Raw genomic sequence first — 19,483 nt, forward strand, 5'->3', positions numbered from 1 at the left:
CAGCCTTTTGTCCGGGCCAGACATATCTTTGCGGCCCGGGAGGCGCGCGGGCGCATTGACCCCTGCGCGCAATCGTGTCCTAGTCCCGGCGACCCGACGAGGCGGACCGGCAGGCGCCCGACTGCCCCGAGAGAGCGGCGGATCGCCTTGTCATGCGGATGAACGATCAACTGGGCCAGGCTGGAAGATGACGCGCGAGCGCTATAACCCGAAGGAATCCGAACCAAGGTGGCAGGCTGTCTGGGAAGAGAAGAAGCTTTTCTCGACCGCCAACGACGACCCGCGGCCGGCCTATTACGTCCTGGAGATGTTCCCCTATCCGTCCGGGCGCATCCATATGGGTCACGTCCGGAACTACACGCTGGGCGACGTGCTGGCGCGTTACAAGCGGGCGCGCGGGTTCTCCGTGCTGCATCCCATGGGCTGGGACGCGTTCGGCATGCCGGCGGAAAACGCGGCCATGCAGAACGGCGTGCATCCGCGCGAGTGGACCTGGGCCAACATCGCCAGCATGCGCAACCAGCTGAAGCCAATGGGCCTGTCGCTCGACTGGGAGCGCGAATTCGCCACCTGCGATCCGGAATATTACCGGCACCAGCAGCGGCTGTTCATCGACTTCTATAACGCCGGACTCGTCTATCGCAAGACCGCCAAGGTCAACTGGGATCCGGTCGACCAGACCGTGCTCGCCAACGAACAGGTGATCGACGGCCGCGGCTGGCGCTCCGGCGCCATTGTCGAGCAGCGCGAGCTGACCCAGTGGTTCTTCCGCATCACCCAGTTCGCCGGAGAGCTGGACAGCGCCCTCGACAGCCTCGAGCGCTGGCCGGAGAAGGTGCGCACCATGCAGCGCAACTGGATCGGCCGCTCGGAAGGCCTGATGGTGCGCTTTGCGATCGCCAACGCCGGCGCAGTGGCCAACGCCGGCGCGCATTCGGAGATCACCGTCTACACCACGCGGCCGGACACGCTGTTCGGCGCCTCGTTCATCGGCGTCGCCGCCGACCACCCGCTGGCCCGGGACCTGGCCGCCGGCAACCCGGAGCTGGCCGCCTTCATCGCCGACATCCGCAAGACCGGCACCGCCCAGGAGCTGATCGACAAGGCGGAGAAGCGCGGTTTCGACACGGGCCTGCGCGTGGCGCATCCGTTCGATCCTGACTGGCTGCTGCCGGTGTACGTCGCCAATTTCGTGCTCATGGACTACGGCACGGGCGCCATTTTCGCCTGCCCGGCGCACGACCAGCGCGACCTTGATTTCGCCCGCGCCTATGGCCTGCCGGTCACGCCGGTTGTGTGCCCTCCGGACGCCGATCCGGCCTCTTTCACCGTCGGCGACGAGGCCTATGCCGGCGACGGCCGGCTGATCAACTCCCGCTTCCTTGACGGCATGACCTCGGCGGAAGCCCGCGAGGAAGTGGCCCGCCGGCTGGAGAACGCCCGGCTCGCGGGCGCTCCGGTTGGAACGCGCAAGGTCAATTACCGCCTGCGCGACTGGGGCATTTCCCGCCAGCGGTACTGGGGCTGCCCCATTCCGATGATCCATTGCGAGGCCTGCGGCGTGGTGCCCGTGCCGGTGGAGCAGCTGCCGGTGCTGCTGCCGGACGACGTCACCTTCGACAAGCCCGGAAATCCGCTTGAGCGCCACCCCACGTGGAGCAAGGTGGACTGCCCGCGCTGCGGCGCCCCTGCCCGGCGCGAAACCGACACGATGGACACGTTCGTCGACTCCTCGTGGTACTTCGCGCGCTTCACTGATCCCTGGAACCGCGAGGCGCCGACCACCGCCTCCGCCGTGGCCCGCTTCATGCCGGTGGACCAGTATATCGGCGGCATTGAGCACGCGATCCTGCATCTGCTGTATGCGCGCTTCTTCACCCGGGCGATGAAGGCCACCGGCCACGTGTCGCTGGATGAGCCGTTCGCCGGCCTTTTCACCCAGGGCATGGTCGTTCACGAGACCTACAAGACCACGTCCGGCGTGTGGGTGGAGCCGCGCGACGTCCGTATCGAGGGCTCCGGCGCCGACCGCCGGGCGGTGCACGTCAGGACCGGTGAGGCCATCGTCATCGGCCCCATCGAAAAGATGTCCAAGTCGAAGAAGAACACGGTCGACCCGGACGAGATCATCGCCGCTTACGGCGCTGACACCGCGCGCTGGTTCGTGCTGTCGGACTCGCCGCCGGAGCGCGACGTGGTGTGGACCGACGAGGGCGTGCAGGGCGCGTGGCGCTTTATCCAGAAGGTCTGGCGCCTGACCAATGAAGTCGCTTCGCTGCCGCCCGGCGACGACACGCCGTCGAAGGGCGCCGCGAAAGCCGTCCGCAAGGCCGCGCACAAGGCCGTCGCGGCGGTGACGGAGGATATCGAGCGCCTGCGCTTCAACCGCTGCGTGGCGCAGCTTTACGAGCTCTCCAACGCCATCCAGGGCGCCATGAACGCGGCGGCCGAAGCCGGCGACGCCTCGGCCGAGACCGTCTCCGCCCTGCGCGAGGCCATGTCGATCATGGTGCAGCTGATTGCGCCGATGACGCCTCACCTCGCCGAAAGCTGCTGGGAGGCGCTCGGCAACGAAGGACTGGTCGCCAGCACGCCCTGGCCCGGGTATGACCCCGCCCTGCTGGTGGAGGACGAAATTGTCCTGCCGGTGCAGGTGAACGGCAAGCGGCGCGCCGACATCACCGTTGCCCGCGATGCTGATCGCGCTACCATTGAACAGGCCGCCCTGGCGCAGGACAGCGTACGCCGCGCCATTGGCGACGCTCCGGTCAGGAAAATCATCATCGTGCCGCAGAGGATCGTGAATGTCGTTGTCTGACGCCGACCGTCCGTTTCACCGGCGACGCCTCATGCGGCTGCTCACGCCGCTGGCGCTGGGCGCCTCGCTGGCGCTGGCTGGCTGTTTCCGGCCGCTCTACGGCCCTTCCGTAAACGGCCAGAACGTCGCCGGGCAGCTTGCTGCGGTCGAGGTTGCGGTTACCCAGCAGGTGTCGCGCGAGCGTCTCGCCCACTACCTTGAACAGGAGCTGCGCTTTGCGCTGACCGGCGGCGACAGGCCGCCGGCCAGCGCTTACCGGCTTGAGGTGACGCCGCAGATCAGCATCGTCACCTCGTCCATCAACCAGACCACCGGTCAGGCTGTGGCGGCTATCGTGCGGCTGACGGCGAACTATCGCCTCGTCACCAGCGATGGTTCAAAGACGCTGACCAGCGGCGTCGCCACTGCGTCCGCCGGCTACGACCGCTGGCCGCAACGTTTCGCCAACCTGCGGGCCGAGCGCGACGCCGAACAGCGGGCGGTGAAAACCGTGGCGGAGCAGATCCAGACCCGCCTTGCGAGCTGGTTCGCGTCGCAACGCTAGACAGGGGCGGCCCCGGCTTGCGCGGCCGGGGCCGGTCTGCCGGGACTGACGCCGCCGGTCGCGCGCCAGCCGTTTTGCGCCGGACACGGGAGCGAGGCGGCTGGTCCACATATGTCCCCGGGGATGCCGGCGGTTGGCCGGAAGACGGCGTCAGCCCGCCGGCAAAAGGTTTGCAATGGTCGCTGTCAAACCTGCTGACATCCGCTCCGTGCTCTCCCGGGAACCCAGGGAGCCGGTCGTTCTGGTGTTTGGGCCAGACCAGGGGCTCGTCGCCGAGCGCGCCGGCAAGCTGGCTTCGCTTGTCGCCGGCGACGGAGGAGATGATCCTTTCCGGATGTTGCGGATCGACGGCGACGCCCTCGCACAGGATCCGGCGCGGCTGGTTGACGAGGCCAACACCATCAGCCTGTTTGGCGGCAAAAGGGTGATCCAGGTTCGCGCAGGCTCGAGAAACATTGCGCCAGCGGTGAAGCCGCTTCTGGACGCGCCGCCGAAAGACGCGGTGGTTATCATCCAGGCGGGCGACCTGGCCCGCAACGCCCCTCTCAGAACGCTTTGCGAGCGCTCCGCAACGGCGCTCGCCATCCCGTGCTATGCGGACGGCCCCCGGGAGATCGCGGCGCTCGTGGACGAAGTTCTGGGCGCGCACGGGCTACAGATCGACGCCGACGCCCGGGCGCACCTTCTGGGTCTGCTTGGCGCGGACCGGCAAACCTCCCGCAACGAACTGGAGAAACTTGCGCTTTATGCGCACGGTTGCGGCGCGATTGACATGGCGGCGGTCGACGCCGTTTGTGGCGACGCCGCCGCCCTCGCCTATGACGCCCTTACGGACGCCGTGTTCACCGGCGCGTTGTCCGACGTGGATACCCAGTCGCAGCGACTGGTCGCTGACGGCGCAGATCCTGGCGTGCTGCTCAACATGGTCGTGCGGCACGGCCTGGCCCTGCTTTCCGCCCGGATTCAGATTGAATCCGGGGCGCCGGCAGGCGCCGCGCTCGAGCGCATGCGGGTGCACTTCAAACGCAGGGACGCGGTGCAGTTGCAGCTACGGCTATGGCGCGCCGGCGAGCTCCAGCAGGTGTTGCGGGATACCGCGGCGGCGGTTGGAAACTGCCGCAAGAATGCGTCTCTCTCCGCCGGAATCGCCCGCACGGCGATGTGGGCCATCGCCATGCGCGCCGCCCGCCGCGCCCGCCAGGGGTAGTTTCCCGACCTTGCGGAGAGCTGCGCGCCAGGACGCAGGCTACGGAACGCCATCCGCTTCGGACGGAAAGCCGCGCACAAGGCGCGGATCCCGTCTGCAGGCCGCGGGCATCGCCGACTGGAACGCCCGCACGTGCGGCATGACCCGCGTCGACTCATGGGACGCGACGCCGGTTATCCCCGCAGGCGCTGGCAGATCATCTCCAGCTGTTCGAGCGAATTATAAGCCACCTTCAGGACGCCGCTGTCGCCCTTGTGGGTGATGCGCACCTTCGCGCCCAGCACATCCGCCAGCGCCTTCTCCAGAGCCACGGTATCGGCGTCTTTCGGCGTACGCGTCCGGTTACGGGATTCGTCTTTTTCGCTGGCGGCGCGTTCGGCCTGCTCCTGGGCGATGCGCTCCACCTCCCGGACATTCAGACCCTTCGCGATAATCTGCTCCGCAACCGCTTCCGGATCGTCCACGGCCAGCAGGGCGCGGGCATGGCCGGCGGTGAGATCGCCGTTATGGACAAGCTTCTGGATGGACTCCGGCAGCTTCAGCAGGCGCAGGGTGTTGGCCACATGGCTGCGGCTTTTGCCGATGATCCTGGCCAGGTCGTTCTGGGTGTAGTTAAACTCGGCCATCAGCTGCTCATACCCCCTGGCCTCTTCCATGGGGTTGAGATCAGAGCGCTGGACGTTTTCAACAATCGCCAGCTCCAGCGACAGCCGGTCGTCCGCTTCGACAACGACAACGGGAATTTCCGCCAGCCCGGCGCGCTGCGCCGCGCGCCAGCGGCGTTCGCCGGCGACGATCTCGTAGACGTCCGGCAGATTGGGCGCCTGCCGGACAACGACCGGCTGAATGATGCCGCGCTCGGCGATCGAAGCGGCAAGCTCCTCCAGGTCGGTTTCGGCGAAGTTGCGTCGCGGGTTACGGGGATTTGGCCGGACAAACTCGATCGCGACCTTTTTCTGCCCGCGAAAACCCTGAATGTCACTTGCGCCGGCGTCATGATTCACCTCGCCGATGAGTGCGGCGAGTCCGCGACCAAGCCTGGGACGGGGTTCGTCGACCATGAACAAATTCCTGTTTCCGCGCGCCGGTTCACGCGGCGCGCAACATGCGTTCGCGGGCGATGACCTCTGACGCCAGTTTCAGATAGGCCTGCGAACCGGCGCATTTGAAATCATACAGCAACGCCGGCTTGCCGTGTGACGGCGCTTCGGAAACGCGCACGTTCCGCGGAATGACGGTGTCGTAGACTTTCTGGCCCATATACCGGCGCACGTCATCAACAACCTGGTTCGACAGGTTGTTGCGCGGGTCGAACATGGTCAGCACCACGCCATGAATGGTGAGACGCGGATTGAGCGCCGCCTTCACCTGCTCCACCGTCTTCAGCAGCTGACTCAGTCCCTCGAGGGCGAAAAATTCGCACTGGAGCGGCACCACCACTGAATCCGCCGCCGCAAGGGCGTTGATTGTCAGAAGATTGAAAGATGGCGGACAGTCGACGAGCACGTAGGTGAAGTCTTCCGCCTGCGGATCGCCCGGCAACGCGCGGATGGCGTTGCGGAGACGGTAGGCGCGATCCTTCTCTCCGGCGATGCCGAGCTCGACGCCAAGAAGATCAAGCGTTGATGGAGCCACCCACAGTCCCGGCACCGCCGTCTCCTGCGAGCAGGCGGCCAGCGGCAGGCCGTCCATCATCACATCATAGGTTGACCGCGTCCGCGCCGGCACTTCGATGCCGAGTCCCGTCGACGCGTTTCCCTGGGGATCGAGATCGACGATCAGCACCCGTTCGCCGATCGCAGCAAGCGCGGTGCCAAGATTGATCGCGGTCGTCGTCTTGCCCACGCCGCCTTTCTGGTTGGCGAGAGCGAGAACCCGCGGCGCCTCGCGCCGGAGAGGCGCCGCGCTGTCCGAAGAAGCGTCGTGCGTCATAGCCGCAGAATTGTGAGCCGCCGCCATCTCTTCACCCTGCTTCCCTGACGGACCTGATCCTCACAATCCGTGCGGACGGGTTGGTCCGACTCGGGATCAGGTCCACATCCATACTCCAGGATCTTGATGCCTCGGTCAATTCGGACGCTACATCTTGTCCCTTGGGAAACAAGGCTATAGCGCCGTTCCTCAACAGGTCATGGTTCCATTCCAGGAGTTTTGCGAGCGGCGCGAGGGCGCGCGCGGTCACCACGTCGATTCGCCCGGCGAATGAATCAATGCAGGACTCGATACGGGCGTGGACGACCCGGGCCGGGATATCGGTGCAACGGATGACGTGCCTGAGGAACGCGCATTTGCGCGCATTTGCCTCCACGAGTGTAATCTCGCCGCCTGTCTCAGCCAGCTTCACGCCAAGCACAATGCCCGGCAATCCCCCGCCGGAACCCAGGTCCAGCCAGCGGTTTCCTCCCCCGCCGAGCGACCAGAGTTGCGCGGAATCGATGATGTGACGCTTCCAGACGTCCGTCAGCGTGCCGGCGCTGACAAGATTCTTCGCGCGCTGCCACCGCTCCAGCTCCTGCACGTAGACGCGCAGCCGGTCGATCGTTTCACGTGAAACAAGACCAAGATCATGGAGTTCGTTCAGATCCTGACTGGATGGACCCAACGCCGTCGTCATTCCGCCGCTACCTGCGTCCGTTGCCTGATCGCCGCGACAAGAACCGTGAGCGCCGCCGGCGTCATTCCTTCAATTCGGCTTGCCTGTCCGATTGTCGCGGGTCGAACCTGCTCCAGCTTCGACCGCAACTCTGCGGAAAGACCCGGAAGCCGATAATCCATGTCCCGCGGTATGGCTAGGCTCTCCGCCCGCCGAAACTGCTGGATCTCGGCCTGCTGCCGCTCCGCATAAACGGAATAGGCGGCGTCCACCTTGAGAATCTCGCGGAGCCGGGACGGAAGCGTCGCAAGATCCGGCGCGGCGACGGCAAGGGTCTCGAAATTGCAGTCTGGACGCGCCAGCAGCTCGAAGCCGGTGCGACGCACGCCATCCATGTTGACTTTCACACCCAGAGCCGCCGCCTCATTCGGCGTAAGCGAAAGACGGCGAAGCGCATCACGGGCCGCGTTCAGGGTTTTCTCCTTTTCCCTGAACCGCGCAGCACGGTCTGGCCCCACGCAGCCAGTCTCAATTCCGAGCGGCGTCAGCCGCATGTCGGCGTTGTCCGTACGCAGCGAGAGCCGGAACTCGGCGCGCGACGTGAACATGCGGTACGGCTCGCTGACCCCATTGGTGATGAGATCGTCGATCATCACACCGATATACGACCCGCTGCGATCAAAAAGAACGGGCTCCCGGTGCTGATGGCACCGCGCCGCGTTGATCCCGGCGACGATCCCCTGGGCGCCCGCCTCCTCATATCCGGTGGTGCCGTTAATCTGGCCTGCAAGGAACAGGCCGTCGACGCCTTTAACCATCAGGCTGGCGTCGAGACAGCGCGGATCGACATAGTCGTACTCGACCGCGTAGCCCGGCTGGACAATGCGCACGTCTTCCAGACCCGGAATGGTGCGGATAAACGCCTCCTGAACCTCGGCTGGCAGTGAGGTAGAGATGCCATTTGGATAGACCAGCGGACTGTCCAGACCCTCCGGTTCAAGAAAAATCTGGTGGCTGTCGCGATCGGCGAACCGCACCACCTTGTCCTCGATGGACGGACAGTAGCGCGGCCCCCTGCCGGTGATTTCGCCCGAATACATGGGCGCGAGATGAAGGGCGCCGCGGATAATGTCATGGGTGGCCGCAGTAGTGCGGGTGACGCCGCACTGTACCTGCGGAACGTACACGCCGGTTGTGAACTCGCAGAAAAACTCCGGATCGTCATCGCCTGGCTGAAGTTCGAGGATCGACCAGTTTATCGTGTCCGAAGCAAGCCGGGCGGGCGTGCCGGTCTTGAGACGCCCCATGGGCAAGCCAAGGCTGCGAATGGATTCCGCCATCGCGATCGCCGGGCGCTCACCGATTCGTCCGGCGCGCTTCTTCACCGGTCCGATATGAATCAGTCCGTTGAGAAATGTTCCTGTGGTGATGACGCATGCCGAACAGCCAAGATCCTCGCCATCAGCCGTCCTCACCGCGGTCACACGATTACCTACAATCCGGATCCCGGCGGCCTCTCCCTCAATGACCGTAAAATTCCCCCTCCGCTCGTAGTCGGAAAGAATCCGACATATCGCAACGCGGTACAATTTACGATCGATCTGGGCGCGCGGGCCGCGTACGGCCGGCCCTTTACGCCGGTTGAGAACACGAAACTGAATTCCGGCACGATCCGCAGCGACGGGCATGACGCCGTCCAGAGCGTCGATTTCTTTCACCAGGTGGCCCTTGCCAAGCCCGCCGATAGCAGGATTACACGACATGACGCCCAGATTGGCGTGGGCAAGCGTCAGCAAGGCCGTTTTGCAGCCCATACGCGCCGCGGCGGCGGCGGCCTCAACGCCAGCGTGCCCTCCGCCAATTACGATGACGTCAAAACCTGTCATGGCCTCACCTGTTTCACGTGAAACCTGCGGATATCACTTGCCGATGCAAAATGCGCCAAATATCCGATCCAGAATTTGCTCAGCGCCGACATGCCCGGTGATCTCCCCGAGATGATGTAGGGCCAACCGAACGTCTTCCGCGCACAGCGCAATCTCAACCGGGTCAATACCGCGAGCTACCCGGTCCGCTACGGGCGTCAGCGCTGTGACCGCTTCGCCGATGGCCTGGCTGTGTCGGGCCCGCGTTAGAATTAAGCCTTCGGGCTTCCGCCGCAGCGCAAGCCGCGTCGCAATCACCTCTACCAGCTCGTCCAGACCGGTTCCAGTCCGGGCGGAGATACACACATCCAGAAGCGTGGACATGTTTGCGGGGGCTCCACCCAGATCCAGCTGGCTTCCAACGACGATCGTATTCGGATTTTTCCTCCGTGCGTCGGCGACGGATTCAGTGGACACGGTCCGGGCGGGCACAAGCCAGACCAGGCAGTCGGCGTGCCTCGCCTCCTCCGCGCCGCGCTGAATGCCAAGTGATTCCACATAGTCCGTCGTTTCCCGCAGCCCGGCAGTGTCAACCAGACGGACGGCGTAGCCGCAAATATCAAGCCGAACTTCAACCAGATCGCGGGTCGTTCCCGGAACAGCCGTGACAAGCGCGGCCTCCCTGCAGGCGAGCCTGTTCAGCAACGTGGATTTGCCGGCGTTGACCGGCCCGGCGATAACCACCGAGAATCCGTCGCGAACCCGCTCGCCAAAACTGGCGGCGGTCAAGGCGCGTCGCATCTCATCCAGGACATCGACAACGTGGCCGGCCGCCAGCCCGCAAAGAGCGCTCTCATCGACGTCCCCCTCGTCGGAAAAGTCGAGCGCGGCTTCAAACAGCGCAAGCGCATCGGCAAGCCGGTCACGCCACTGCGTAACAGGGCCGGACACCGAGCCATACAGCTGGAACATCGCCTGTTTGCGTTGCTCGTCCGTCTCGGCGTCCACAAGGTCGGCCAGCGCCTCCGCCTGGGTAAGGTCCATTTTGCCGCTCAGGACAGCGCGTCGGGTAAACTCTCCTGGCTGGGCGAGCCGTAAACCGCCGCGCCTCAGCTCATCGGACACCGCGGCGATGATTGCGGGAGAACCGTGAAGATGAAACTCTCCCACGTCTTCGCCCGTAGCGGTCCGTGGTCCGGGGAGGTAGACCGCCATCGCCTGGTCGAGCGGATCGCCGGCGTGATCGCGTACCCGCGCAAGAGTCAGTTTCCCGGGCTCAGGGAGAAAACCGCAAAGGCGGACGAGCGCTTCGCAGACCAGCGGCCCTGACATGCGGATGATCGCCAGGGCGCTTTTTCCCGGCGCCGTAGCCGGGGCGAAGATCGTGTCACCGGTCGCAAACAGTGTCTGCTTCATCGCCGTCCTATCCGGTGTTTCACGTGAATCACTTCCGGATCAAAAAAAACGCCAGGCCGGAGCCTGGCGCTGTTTCACGTGAATCACGCCATGGCTCAGGTGTTCATCGAGTCAAAGAACTCCTGGTTGGTCTTCGTCTGACGGAGTTTGTCAAGGAGGAACTCGATCGCATCGACCGTTCCCATCGGATTGAGGATGCGCCGCAGCACGTACATTTTCTTGAGCACATCCGTCGGGACAAGCAGCTCCTCCTTGCGCGTGCCCGAGCGGGTGATGTCGATGGCCGGGAAGACGCGTTTGTCAGAAACCTTGCGGTCCAGAATGATTTCGCAGTTACCCGTGCCCTTGAACTCCTCGAAGATCACCTCATCCATACGGCTGCCAGTGTCAATCAGCGCCGTAGCGATGATGGTCAGCGAACCGCCTTCCTCGATGTTACGCGCGGCGCCGAAGAAACGTTTCGGGCGCTGCAGCGCGTTGGCGTCAACACCGCCAGTGAGCACCTTGCCCGACGAGGGCACGACAGTGTTGTAGGCCCGCCCGAGCCGGGTGATCGAGTCGAGCAGGATGACCACGTCACGGCCATGCTCGACGAGCCGCTTGGCCTTCTCAATGACCATTTCGGCCACCTGGACGTGGCGGGCGGCCGGCTCATCGAAGGTGGACGAAATCACCTCCCCCTTCACCGAGCGCTGCATGTCCGTGACCTCTTCAGGCCGCTCGTCGATGAGGAGGACGATCAGGTAGCACTCTGGATGGTTGGTGGTGATAGCCTGCGCGATGTTTTGCAGCAGCACCGTCTTGCCGGTGCGCGGCGGCGCCACGATCAGGGCGCGCTGGCCCTTGCCGATGGGCGCGACAATATCGATGACGCGGGCCGAAAAGTCCTTTCGGGTCGGGTCGCTGCTCTCAAGCCTGAGGCGTTCGCACGGATAGAGCGGCGTCAGGTTGTCGAAATGAACCTTGTGCCGGATCTTTTCCGGATCCTCAAAATTGATGCTGTTAACCTTCAGCAGGGCGAAATAGCGCTCGCCCTCCTTCGGGCTGCGGATCGGCCCCTCAACGGTGTCGCCCGTACGCAGGCCGAAACGTCGGATCTGTGACGGCGAAATGTAGATGTCATCGGGACCCGGGAGGTAGTTCGAGTCCGGCGAGCGCAGGAAGCCGAAGCCATCCTGCAGCAGCTCAACCACGCCTTCGCCGATAATATCGGTTTCTTCCGCAGCAAGCTGCTTCAGAATTGCGAACATCAGCTCCTGCTTGCGCATGATGGAGGCGTTCTCCACCTGCAATTCTTCAGCAAGGGCAAGCAGTTCGGTCGGCGTTTTGGATTTGATGTCCTGAAGTTTGATCTCCCGCATGGGGAAACTCTCGCAATTCAGACTCCCATGGGGAGCGGCTTGGCGTGGGAATATGGCCGGTGACGTGGAGCTGGATACGTCAGAGCGCGAGAACGCTGCCGTTCTGCAGACAGCTCCGGTGGCCCGTGCGCGCCGGCTCCGGTCCGTAACATGGGAGGTTACGCTGGGGCTGCGGCATTGGAAGGACCTTACCAATACCGCAAGCTTCCGGATCACGCAAGTTCAGTCCTCATCCCCACGGACGGATCACGACCAGCGCGACGATCCCGACCATGAGGAGCGCTGGTATCTCGTTGATAACCCTATAAAATTTATCTGAAAACCGATTCTGGCCGACGGCGAAGGCCCTGACCTGACGCCACAGAAAAACATGAATGCCGATCAGGATCGCGACCAGCAGCATCTTTGCGTGAAACCACGGATCAGCCCACAGATCCCCCACCCACGCCAGCCAGAGACCCGCGAGCACGGAAACCACCGCCGCAGGGGTCATGATGCCGCGCAGCAGTCGCCGCTCCATGACGCAAAACTTGTCCGCCGCCTCGCCGCCCTTCACGGCGTCGCAGTGATACACGAACAGCCGCGGCAGATACAGCATGCCCGCCATCCAGGAAATCACCGCGACGATGTGCAGGACCTTGATCCAGAGATACGCCATGCGTTCTCCTCCTATCCGGCCCTGACAAGCCGCACCAGCTCCTCGACATGGGCGACTGGCGTAGGCGGCTGGATGCCATGTCCGAGATTGAAAATGTGCGGCCCGCCCGACAGCGCGTCGAGGATGTCCCGCACGCCGCGGGCAAGGGCGTCGCCGCCGGCCATAAGCGCAAGCGGATCAAGATTGCCCTGCACCGTCACCCTGGGCTGCAGCGCCTGCGCCGCCCAGTTCACGTCGATGCTCCAGTCCAGACCAAGCGCGCTGATTTCCGGAACGTCCGTGAAGCGGGTCAGCCGCCCGGCGACGCCGCGCGCGAACACGATGACATGCGCTTCCGGGCGGGCGCCCTTGACCTTGCGGACCAGTTTCGTCACCGGCTCGAGGCACCAGCGGTCAAACAGCGCCGGCGGCAGCGCGGAGCCGAAACTTTCAAAAATCTGCACCGCCTGGGCGCCCGCGTCGATCTGGCGGACCAGATAGCTGGCCGAAGCCTCCACCAGCAGATCGACCAGCGCCTGCAGAAACTGCGGATCCTGGTAGGCCTTGAGCCGGACCGGCGCCTGATCGGGCGTGCCCTTGCCCGCGATCATGTAGCTCGCCACTGTCCAGGGGGCGCCGCAGAAACCGATGAGCGCCGTCGCGCCGCCGTTCAGCGTGCGCAGGTCCGCACGGACGCGCGACACGGTTTCGATAACCGGATCCAGCCGCCGGAGATCCGTGGGATCGCCGAGCCGCGCCAGCCCTTCCGCGTCGGTCACAGGGTCAAGCCGCGGGCCTTCCCCCTCCGCGAACCAGACGTTCTGGCCAAGCGCGTGCGGGACGACGAGAATGTCGCTGAACAGGATGGCGGCGTCGAAGCCAAAGCGGCGGATCGGCTGCAGCGTCACCTCGGTCGCCAGCTCCGGCGTGTAGCACAGGTCCAGAAAGCTGCCGGCGCGGGCGCGCACGTCACGGTACTCGGGCAGATACCTGCCTGCCTGCCGCATCATCCAGAGCGGCGTGCGTTCCGTACGTTCGCCACGAAGAGCCTGGATGAAGAGCGAAGGGTCCGGGTCAGTGCGCACAGCCAATCCTTAAAAACAAAGAGAATTCTGAATCTTGAATCTGATTTTCCTGTTTGGACGTGGAAAGGCCGACATCCAACGGCGTCCACATATCATCCCCAACCCCGGCGCCCAAGCGCGACGTGACGCCATCATGGTTAACGATTCCTGAACGCCTGATAATTAACGGTTCGTTAACGATTTGGGCGGGACTGCGGCGGCGGTTATTCACCGCTGCGGATGATGGCGCAAAAACGCCCACAGGCTGACTCATGTTGAACGCAATGTGGGGAGATGGCGGGGCACGGTCCGGGCAGGGGCGGAGATTGACCTTCGCCCACATTCCTCCACAACAATCCAGAGACAGCGGACCGCTCCCTGCGGACCGGGCCGCGCCCTGCGTCAGGCGGAGAAACTGGTGGTCAATCGCAGCTTCTTTCATCTCCACCTCATTTCGGATTCGACCGGCGAGACCCTGATCGCCGTGGCGCGCGCGGCCGCCGCCCAGTACGAGGGCATCTCGGCCATCGAGCACGTCTATCCGCTGGTGCGTTCACGCGGCCAGCTGGAGAGGGTGATCGCCGGCATTCAGGCGGCGCCGGGAATGGTTCTGTACACGCTGGTCGACAGCGAGCTCGCCGGCGAGGTTGAGCGGGCGGCGCTGGAGACCGGATCTCCGTGTCTCTCGGTGCTGTCGCCGGTCATGCAGATGTTCGACGCCTATCTCGGGACCTCATCCCGCGGCAGGCCGGGCGCGCAGCACACGCTCGACGCCGACTATTTCCGTCGCATTGACGCCATGAACTACACGCTCATGCATGACGACGGGCAGTGCGTGAGCGGGCTCTCTGACGCGGACGTCATCCTGTTCGGCGTCAGCCGCACGTCCAAGACGCCCACCAGCATCTACCTGGCGAACCGGGGCATCAAGACCGCCAACATCCCCTATGTGGCCGGCGCGCCGCTGCCGGAAGCCTTCCTCAATGTAAAAGGGCCCCTGGTGGTCGGCCTCGTCGCCAGCGCCGAACGCATCGTGCAGATCCGGCAGAACCGTCTGCTCAGCCTCAACGCCGCTGACGCCTCCTCCTATGTCGATGAGGCCGCCGTCGCGGCGGAGATCACGGACACCCGCCGCATATGCGCGCGCAACCGCTGGCCGGTGATCGACGTCACCCGCCGCTCCATCGAGGAAACCGCCGCCGCAATCCTGGACCTTTACCGGGAGCACAAACAGCGCCAAACCCAGGCATGGGACAACCAGTGATCTCCACCCCTCAGGGAGCGCCGCGCATGACGACCGGATTGTGGCTTCTTTCTTCGCCGCTGCTGCTGGCTTCCGGCAGCGCCACGCGACGGCAGATGCTGGAGGCGGCGGGCATTCCGGTTGAGGTCCTTCCGGCCGCCATTGACGAGCGGGCCGTTGACGCCGGGGCGCGGCGCAATCGCGTTCCGGCGGGGGAGGTGGCCGCAATGCTGGCGCGCGCCAAGGCGCTCGACGTCTCGGCGAGGAGACCCGGCCGCCTTGTCCTGGGCGCCGACCAGACGCTGTCCTGCGAGGGCGAGCAGTTCGACAAGGCGAGCGACATGGAGGAGCTGCGCTCCCGTCTGCGCCAGCTTTCCGGGCGCACGCACCAGCTCCACTCCGCCGCAGCGCTGGCGGTTGACGGCGAGATCGTCGCCACGCTCCGGTCTGATGCGACGCTTCGCATGCGGCCGCTCGGAGATGCGTTTATCGAAGCCTATATCGCCGTTGCGGGGCCGGCGCTGCTGACCAGCGTCGGCGGATACCAGCTCGAAGGCGCCGGATCGCAGCTGTTCGAGTCGGTGCACGGCGACCACTTCACCATCCTGGGACTGCCATTGTTGCCGCTGCTGGCCGAGTTGCGGCGACTGGGACATCTTCTTGGATGAACGCCTGCCGGAGAAAGGAGTCAGCCGTTGCCGACCAAAGCTTGCGTGATCGGCGATCCCGTCGCGCACTCGCGTTCGCCGATCATTCACAATTACTGGCTCCGTGAGGCGGGCATCGCGGGCGTCTATGAGCGCCAGCGGGTCACGGCCGGGGAACTGGCGGATTTCCTCGGCCGTATTCGCGCCGGCGAATACGCCGGCTGCAACGTGACCGTGCCGCACAAGGAGGCGGCGGCGTCTCTGGTCGACCGCCGCACCCCGACGGCCGAGCGCCTCGGCGCCGTCAACACCGTCTGGCTGGAGCAGGGGGAGCTGTGGGGCGACAACACCGACGTCGCCGGTTTCCTCGGCAATCTCGACGAGCTTGGCCCGGGATGGGACAAGGCTGGCGGCAAGGCGGTGGTTTTGGGCGCGGGCGGCGCCGCGCGCGCCATCGTGTCCGGTCTTCTTGAGCGCGGGTTCACGAGGGTTCTGGTCGCCAACCGGTCGTTCGACCGCGCGGAGCGTCTTGCGCAAGCATGTGCGGGCGGTTCGGACGCCATCGTCAGCGCCGTTCCCTGGGAGGAGCGCTCGGCGCGTCTTGAAGGCGCAAGGCTGCTGGTGAACACCACGTCATTGGGCATGAGCGGTCAGCCCGCGCTCACCATCGACCTCTCGCTTCTGCCGCCGGACGCGCTTGTCACCGATATCGTCTATTCGCCGCTGGAAACGGACCTGCTGAAGCTGGCGAAGGCGCGCGGCCTCGCTACGGTCGACGGGCTTGGCATGTTGCTGCACCAGGCTGTTCCGGGCTTCCGGCGCTGGTTTGGCGTCACGCCGCAGGTCACGCCGCAGCTGCGCCAGCTGGTCATCAATGACATGAATGGGGGAAGCGCATGACCTTTATTCTAGGCCTCACCGGATCGATCGGCATGGGAAAATCCGCCACGTCGGCGATGTTCCGGGAGTTGGGCGCATGGGTCTATGACGCCGACGCCGCCGTTCACGAAATTTACGCGGGACCGGCGACGCCGCTGGTGGAGGCCGCGTTTCCGGGCGTATCCGAGAATGGGGTTGTGAACCGCGAGAAGCTGGGCGCGGCGGTGTTCGGCAAGCCGGAGGCGCTGCGCAGGCTCGAGAGCATTGTTCATCCCCTGCTGCGCGACCATCAGCTGGATCTGGTGCGCCGTGCGGTGGCGCAAAACGTGCCCTTGCTGGTCATGGACGTGCCGCTGCTGTTTGAAACCGGCGGCGACAGGCGCTGCGACGCCGTGGCGGTGGTTTCCACCGACGCTGAGACCCAGCGCCAGCGCGTTCTCGCGCGTCCCGGCATGACGCCGGAGAAATTCGAGATGATTCACGTGAAACAGATGCCGGACGCCGAGAAACGGCGCAGGGCGCATTTCATCATCGACACAGGTCACGGGTTCGACCATGCCCGCCGGCAGGTGGCGGACATCGTGCGCGCCCTGTCCGGCCGCACGGGCGAAGCGGCACGCCGCCTGCTCGCAGAGGCCGGGGACGCCTGATCATTCCGCCACACGCCAGGGAGAGCCGGACGTGACGTTGCGTGAAATTGTCTTCGATACCGAAACAACCGGCGTGGAGCCGCTCAAGGGCGATCGCGTGGTTGAGATCGGCTGCGTCGAAATCGTTGACCGCCTTCCGACCGGCGCCACCTTCCACTGCTACATCAATCCGGAACGGGACATGCCGGCCGAGGCCTTCGCCGTGCACGGCCTCAGCTCCCAGTTCCTGGCGGACAAGCCGGTGTTCGCCGATATCGCCGCCGATTTTCTGGCCTTTATTGGCGACGCGCCGCTGGTCGCCCATAACGCCCAGTTCGACGTCAACTTCCTTAACGCCGAATTCGCCCGGCTCGGCCTGCCGCCCATCGCGCCGGAACGTGTCGTCGACACCCTGGTCATCGCCCGCCGCAAATTCCCCGGCGCCAACAACACGCTTGATGGTCTGTGCTCACGCTTTGGCGTCGACAATTCGCGGCGCTCCAGGCACGGGGCGCTGCTCGACGCCGAGATTCTCGCGGAAGTCTATCTGGAGCTGATGGGCGGCCGGCAGACCGGCCTTGACCTTACGGTCGCCGTTCCTGATCGCGCGGCGCCGCTGCTGGAGAAACGCGCGAAGGACGACGGCCCCCTGGAGCGGCGGGTTCCGCGGCCGCAACTGTTGACCGACGAAGATGTCGGGCGTCACCGGGCCTTCGTGGCCACGCTTGGGGAGAAAGCGCTGTGGCTGCAGTACATGCAGCCGCAGGCGGACGGCGACGCCTGACCCGACCAGCCAGGGCGGACCCGCATACGGACATGCAAAAAGGGCGGGGCCAACGGCCGCCGCCCTTTTTCCGGCTCGCTTTCCGGCGTCGCGCTTACTGGGCCTGCTGGCCCTGGGCGGCGGCGAACTGCTGGGCGCGCTCGCGATAGAGCGCGGCGAAGTCGATGGGATCGACGTAGAGGGGCGGGAAGCCGCCGGAGCGCACGGCGTCAGCCACGATCTGGCGCGCGAAGGGGAACAGCAGGCGCGGGCATTCGATCATGATGACCGGATGCAGGTCTTCCGGCGGAATGTTCTGCGCGCGGAAGATGCCGCAATAGGTCAGGTCAAAGGCGAACAGGGTCTCGTTCTCGACCTTGGCGCTGCCCTCGAGCTTGAGCTCGACCTCAAAGTCAGTTTCCGAAAGCTGCTGGGCGCCGACGTTCACCTGAATGGAGATCTGCGGCGGCTTGTCCTGCGGCGTCAGGGAGCGCGGCGCGTTCGGATTCTCAAACGAGAGGTCGCGGGTGTATTGCGCGAGGCCATTGAGCAGAGGGGCGCCGTCCTGCGGCTGCGGGCCGCCGTTTGCGGGGCTTTCGGACATGAAGGAATCCTTTCCAGGATACTACGCTCTGTTTCAGCGACGCTGGTGGCCTGCCAGCGTGAGGAATGATTCGGTGTCAACGTGAGGTCTGGTTGGCCCAACCGCTCAGGTTGCGGCGCGCTAACATGGAAGCCGTCTCCATACAAGCGCCAGAAGGCTGACGTGGACCGGACGTTTCCCGACAATGCCGGGAGCGCCGCGCGTCATCAAGTGGCGATGACAGGCCGGCCCAAACCGCTCCGGACCTGTCCGCGGCCGGGACCGGGCGCCGCGCGACAACGCCATTCCGGCCCCGGGGGGTGGATATAAAACGGACCGGGATCATATTATCTGTTAATCGTCCCTGCGCTGGAGAGGGTCGGGCCCGTATCGCGGTCGTCACGGACTGCGGGCCGTCACGCGCCAGCGCCGGGCTTCCGCGCGCGTATCCGGCCGCCTTCGCCGGACAAAAGGTTTCCGGACTCCATGCAGGACTCGTTTGATCCGCTCACCCTGGTATTCCTGGCTCTGGCGGCGTTCATTTTGTGGAAGCTGCGATCCGTTCTCGGGCAACGCACCGGCAACGAGCGGCCGCCCTATGATCCGTTCGCACGGAAAGTTCCGCCGAAGCCGGACAAAGCGCCGGCCGACGCCGAGCCCGGCGCGAAGGTCATTCCCATGCCCCAGCCCGCAGACGCCCGCGAGCGGCCGCAATCCGTTCAGGCCTTCCGCTGGGAAGGTGTGGCGAAGGAGGGGTCCGCGGTGGCCGCTGGTCTCGACCAGATCTCCGCGGCGGAGCCGGACTTCGACGTGAAGCGGTTTCTGGAGGGCGCGCGCGCCGCATATGAAGCGATTGTCGTGGCCTTCTCGCAGGGGGACAGGGCGACGCTGCGGTCGCTGCTGTCGAAGGAGGTTTTCGATGGGTTTGACCGGGTGATCGCCGCGCGCGAGAAAAATGGCGAACGGGCGGAAACCACGTTCGTGTCGATCGCCCAGCCCGAGATTACCGACGTTGAGGTGAAAAACGGGACCGCCGAGGTGACGCTTCGTTTCACCTCGTCGCTGGTGTCGGTCGTGCGCGACGCCGCCGGCGAAGTTGTCGACGGCGATTCAGAGGCTGTAGTAGAGGTCATCGATCTCTGGACCTTCTCCCGTGCGCCTGGCAGTCGCGATCCGAACTGGCGCCTTGTGGCGACAGGGGGGCCGGCGTCCGCCTGACCCGGAAACCGCCACT

The 19,483-nt window shown here is 65.0% G+C and carries 19 protein-coding genes; 9 read left to right on the forward strand and 10 right to left on the reverse strand.

The annotated features are described in order from the left end of the window. Positions 1-187 precede the first annotated feature (187 nt). The 3 genes from leuS (at position 188) to holA (ending at position 4,569) form a co-directional block, all read left to right on the forward strand. Positions 188-2,818, forward strand: coding sequence for a leucine--tRNA ligase (gene leuS, locus ACFFJB_RS12745; protein ID WP_376831754.1), 2,631 nt, complete (start codon positions 188-190; stop codon positions 2,816-2,818). Next, on the forward strand, positions 2,805-3,362 hold the full coding sequence (gene lptE / locus ACFFJB_RS12750) for an LPS assembly lipoprotein LptE (RefSeq protein ID WP_376831756.1): 558 nt from the start codon (positions 2,805-2,807) through the stop codon (positions 3,360-3,362). The genes leuS and lptE overlap by 14 nt, the downstream gene beginning before the upstream one ends. 175 nt (positions 3,363-3,537) lie before the next feature. Next, the gene (holA, locus tag ACFFJB_RS12755) at positions 3,538-4,569 is read left to right on the forward strand and encodes a DNA polymerase III subunit delta (protein WP_376831758.1); all 1,032 of its coding nucleotides are present in this window, start codon (positions 3,538-3,540) and stop codon (positions 4,567-4,569) included. A 173-nt stretch (positions 4,570-4,742) separates the two neighbouring features. Here the strand turns inward: holA and ACFFJB_RS12760 are convergent, their stop codons facing one another. The 9 genes from ACFFJB_RS12760 to ACFFJB_RS12800 form a co-directional block, all read right to left on the reverse strand. Beyond that, the gene (locus ACFFJB_RS12760; protein WP_376831760.1) at positions 4,743-5,630 is read right to left on the reverse strand and encodes a ParB/RepB/Spo0J family partition protein; all 888 of its coding nucleotides are present in this window, start codon (positions 5,628-5,630) and stop codon (positions 4,743-4,745) included. 28 nt (positions 5,631-5,658) lie between these two features. Then, entirely contained in the window at positions 5,659-6,501 is an 843-nt protein-coding gene (locus tag ACFFJB_RS12765; RefSeq protein WP_376831763.1) for a ParA family protein, read from the reverse strand. 31 nt (positions 6,502-6,532) lie between these two features. Further along, positions 6,533-7,183, reverse strand: a complete 651-nt coding sequence (gene rsmG / locus ACFFJB_RS12770; RefSeq protein ID WP_376831765.1) for a 16S rRNA (guanine(527)-N(7))-methyltransferase RsmG — start codon at positions 7,181-7,183, stop codon at positions 6,533-6,535. Further along, positions 7,180-9,048: a tRNA uridine-5-carboxymethylaminomethyl(34) synthesis enzyme MnmG gene (gene mnmG, locus ACFFJB_RS12775; protein WP_376831767.1), complete on the reverse strand. Its 1,869-nt coding sequence runs from the start codon at positions 9,046-9,048 to the stop codon at positions 7,180-7,182. Before mnmG ends, rsmG begins: the two co-directional genes overlap by 4 nt. 33 nt (positions 9,049-9,081) lie before the next feature. After that, positions 9,082-10,443, reverse strand: coding sequence for a tRNA uridine-5-carboxymethylaminomethyl(34) synthesis GTPase MnmE (gene mnmE / locus ACFFJB_RS12780; protein WP_376831769.1), 1,362 nt, complete (start codon positions 10,441-10,443; stop codon positions 9,082-9,084). A 95-nt stretch (positions 10,444-10,538) separates the two neighbouring features. Further along, the gene (rho, locus tag ACFFJB_RS12785) at positions 10,539-11,804 is read right to left on the reverse strand and encodes a transcription termination factor Rho (protein ID WP_376831771.1); all 1,266 of its coding nucleotides are present in this window, start codon (positions 11,802-11,804) and stop codon (positions 10,539-10,541) included. A gap of 229 nt (positions 11,805-12,033) precedes the next feature. Continuing rightward, the gene (hemJ, locus tag ACFFJB_RS12790) at positions 12,034-12,462 is read right to left on the reverse strand and encodes a protoporphyrinogen oxidase HemJ (protein ID WP_376831773.1); all 429 of its coding nucleotides are present in this window, start codon (positions 12,460-12,462) and stop codon (positions 12,034-12,036) included. A gap of 11 nt (positions 12,463-12,473) precedes the next feature. Next, a complete protein-coding gene (gene hemE, locus ACFFJB_RS12795; RefSeq protein WP_376831775.1) occupies positions 12,474-13,526 on the reverse strand; it encodes a uroporphyrinogen decarboxylase in 1,053 nt (350 codons plus the stop codon). After that, a complete protein-coding gene (locus ACFFJB_RS12800; RefSeq protein ID WP_376831777.1) occupies positions 13,516-13,947 on the reverse strand; it encodes a hypothetical protein in 432 nt (143 codons plus the stop codon). The genes hemE and ACFFJB_RS12800 overlap by 11 nt, the downstream gene beginning before the upstream one ends. Between ACFFJB_RS12800 and ACFFJB_RS12805 the strand changes: the two genes are divergently transcribed. From ACFFJB_RS12805 to dnaQ, 5 genes are read left to right on the forward strand one after another with little or no spacing between them, the layout of a single operon-like run. Then, positions 13,924-14,769: a pyruvate, water dikinase regulatory protein gene (locus ACFFJB_RS12805; RefSeq protein ID WP_376831779.1), complete on the forward strand. Its 846-nt coding sequence runs from the start codon at positions 13,924-13,926 to the stop codon at positions 14,767-14,769. The two genes, ACFFJB_RS12800 and ACFFJB_RS12805, sit on opposite strands and share 24 nt — an antisense overlap. Before the next feature lie 26 nt (positions 14,770-14,795). Next, positions 14,796-15,416, forward strand: a complete 621-nt coding sequence (locus ACFFJB_RS12810) for a Maf family protein (protein ID WP_376831780.1) — start codon at positions 14,796-14,798, stop codon at positions 15,414-15,416. Positions 15,417-15,443: 27 nt separating this feature from the next. Then, positions 15,444-16,295 carry a shikimate dehydrogenase gene (locus ACFFJB_RS12815; RefSeq protein WP_376831782.1) on the forward strand — a complete coding sequence of 284 codons (852 nt, stop codon included), beginning with the start codon at positions 15,444-15,446 and terminating at the stop codon, positions 16,293-16,295. Continuing rightward, entirely contained in the window at positions 16,292-16,924 is a 633-nt protein-coding gene (gene coaE / locus ACFFJB_RS12820) for a dephospho-CoA kinase (RefSeq protein WP_376831784.1), read from the forward strand. The genes ACFFJB_RS12815 and coaE overlap by 4 nt, the downstream gene beginning before the upstream one ends. A gap of 37 nt (positions 16,925-16,961) precedes the next feature. Further along, positions 16,962-17,687 (forward strand): DNA polymerase III subunit epsilon, encoded by a 726-nt coding sequence (gene dnaQ / locus ACFFJB_RS12825; RefSeq protein ID WP_376832698.1) that lies wholly within the window; start codon positions 16,962-16,964, stop codon positions 17,685-17,687. A 94-nt stretch (positions 17,688-17,781) separates the two neighbouring features. Here dnaQ and secB read toward each other — a convergent pair whose 3' ends face one another. Then, the gene (secB, locus tag ACFFJB_RS12830; RefSeq protein WP_376831786.1) at positions 17,782-18,270 is read right to left on the reverse strand and encodes a protein-export chaperone SecB; all 489 of its coding nucleotides are present in this window, start codon (positions 18,268-18,270) and stop codon (positions 17,782-17,784) included. A 465-nt stretch (positions 18,271-18,735) separates the two neighbouring features. Here secB and ACFFJB_RS12835 point away from each other — a divergent pair, with 465 nt between their 5' ends. Next, complete coding sequence (locus ACFFJB_RS12835; protein ID WP_376831788.1) at positions 18,736-19,467, forward strand: Tim44/TimA family putative adaptor protein; 732 nt, start codon at positions 18,736-18,738, stop codon at positions 19,465-19,467. Positions 19,468-19,483 lie beyond the last annotated feature (16 nt).

The organism is Camelimonas abortus (assembly GCF_042432745.1).
Classification (GTDB): Bacteria; Pseudomonadota; Alphaproteobacteria; order Rhizobiales; family Beijerinckiaceae; genus Camelimonas; species Camelimonas abortus.

Bases quoted from the DNA above. Each gene is read 5' to 3' on its own strand.
- leuS (WP_376831754.1), top strand. From the start codon at position 188: ATGACGCGCGAGCGCTATAACCCGAAGGAATCCGAACCAAGGTGGCAG.
- lptE (WP_376831756.1), top strand. From the start codon at position 2,805: ATGTCGTTGTCTGACGCCGACCGTCCGTTTCACCGGCGACGCCTCATG.
- holA (WP_376831758.1), top strand. From the start codon at position 3,538: ATGGTCGCTGTCAAACCTGCTGACATCCGCTCCGTGCTCTCCCGGGAA.
- ACFFJB_RS12760 (WP_376831760.1), bottom strand. From the start codon at position 5,630: ATGGTCGACGAACCCCGTCCCAGGCTTGGTCGCGGACTCGCCGCACTC.
- ACFFJB_RS12765 (WP_376831763.1), bottom strand. From the start codon at position 6,501: ATGACGCACGACGCTTCTTCGGACAGCGCGGCGCCTCTCCGGCGCGAG.
- rsmG (WP_376831765.1), bottom strand. From the start codon at position 7,183: ATGACGACGGCGTTGGGTCCATCCAGTCAGGATCTGAACGAACTCCAT.
- mnmG (WP_376831767.1), bottom strand. From the start codon at position 9,048: ATGACAGGTTTTGACGTCATCGTAATTGGCGGAGGGCACGCTGGCGTT.
- mnmE (WP_376831769.1), bottom strand. From the start codon at position 10,443: ATGAAGCAGACACTGTTTGCGACCGGTGACACGATCTTCGCCCCGGCT.
- rho (WP_376831771.1), bottom strand. From the start codon at position 11,804: ATGCGGGAGATCAAACTTCAGGACATCAAATCCAAAACGCCGACCGAA.
- hemJ (WP_376831773.1), bottom strand. From the start codon at position 12,462: ATGGCGTATCTCTGGATCAAGGTCCTGCACATCGTCGCGGTGATTTCC.
- ACFFJB_RS12800 (WP_376831777.1), bottom strand. From the start codon at position 13,947: ATGAAAGAAGCTGCGATTGACCACCAGTTTCTCCGCCTGACGCAGGGC.
- ACFFJB_RS12810 (WP_376831780.1), top strand. From the start codon at position 14,796: ATGACGACCGGATTGTGGCTTCTTTCTTCGCCGCTGCTGCTGGCTTCC.
- coaE (WP_376831784.1), top strand. From the start codon at position 16,292: ATGACCTTTATTCTAGGCCTCACCGGATCGATCGGCATGGGAAAATCC.
- secB (WP_376831786.1), bottom strand. From the start codon at position 18,270: ATGTCCGAAAGCCCCGCAAACGGCGGCCCGCAGCCGCAGGACGGCGCC.
- ACFFJB_RS12835 (WP_376831788.1), top strand. From the start codon at position 18,736: ATGCAGGACTCGTTTGATCCGCTCACCCTGGTATTCCTGGCTCTGGCG.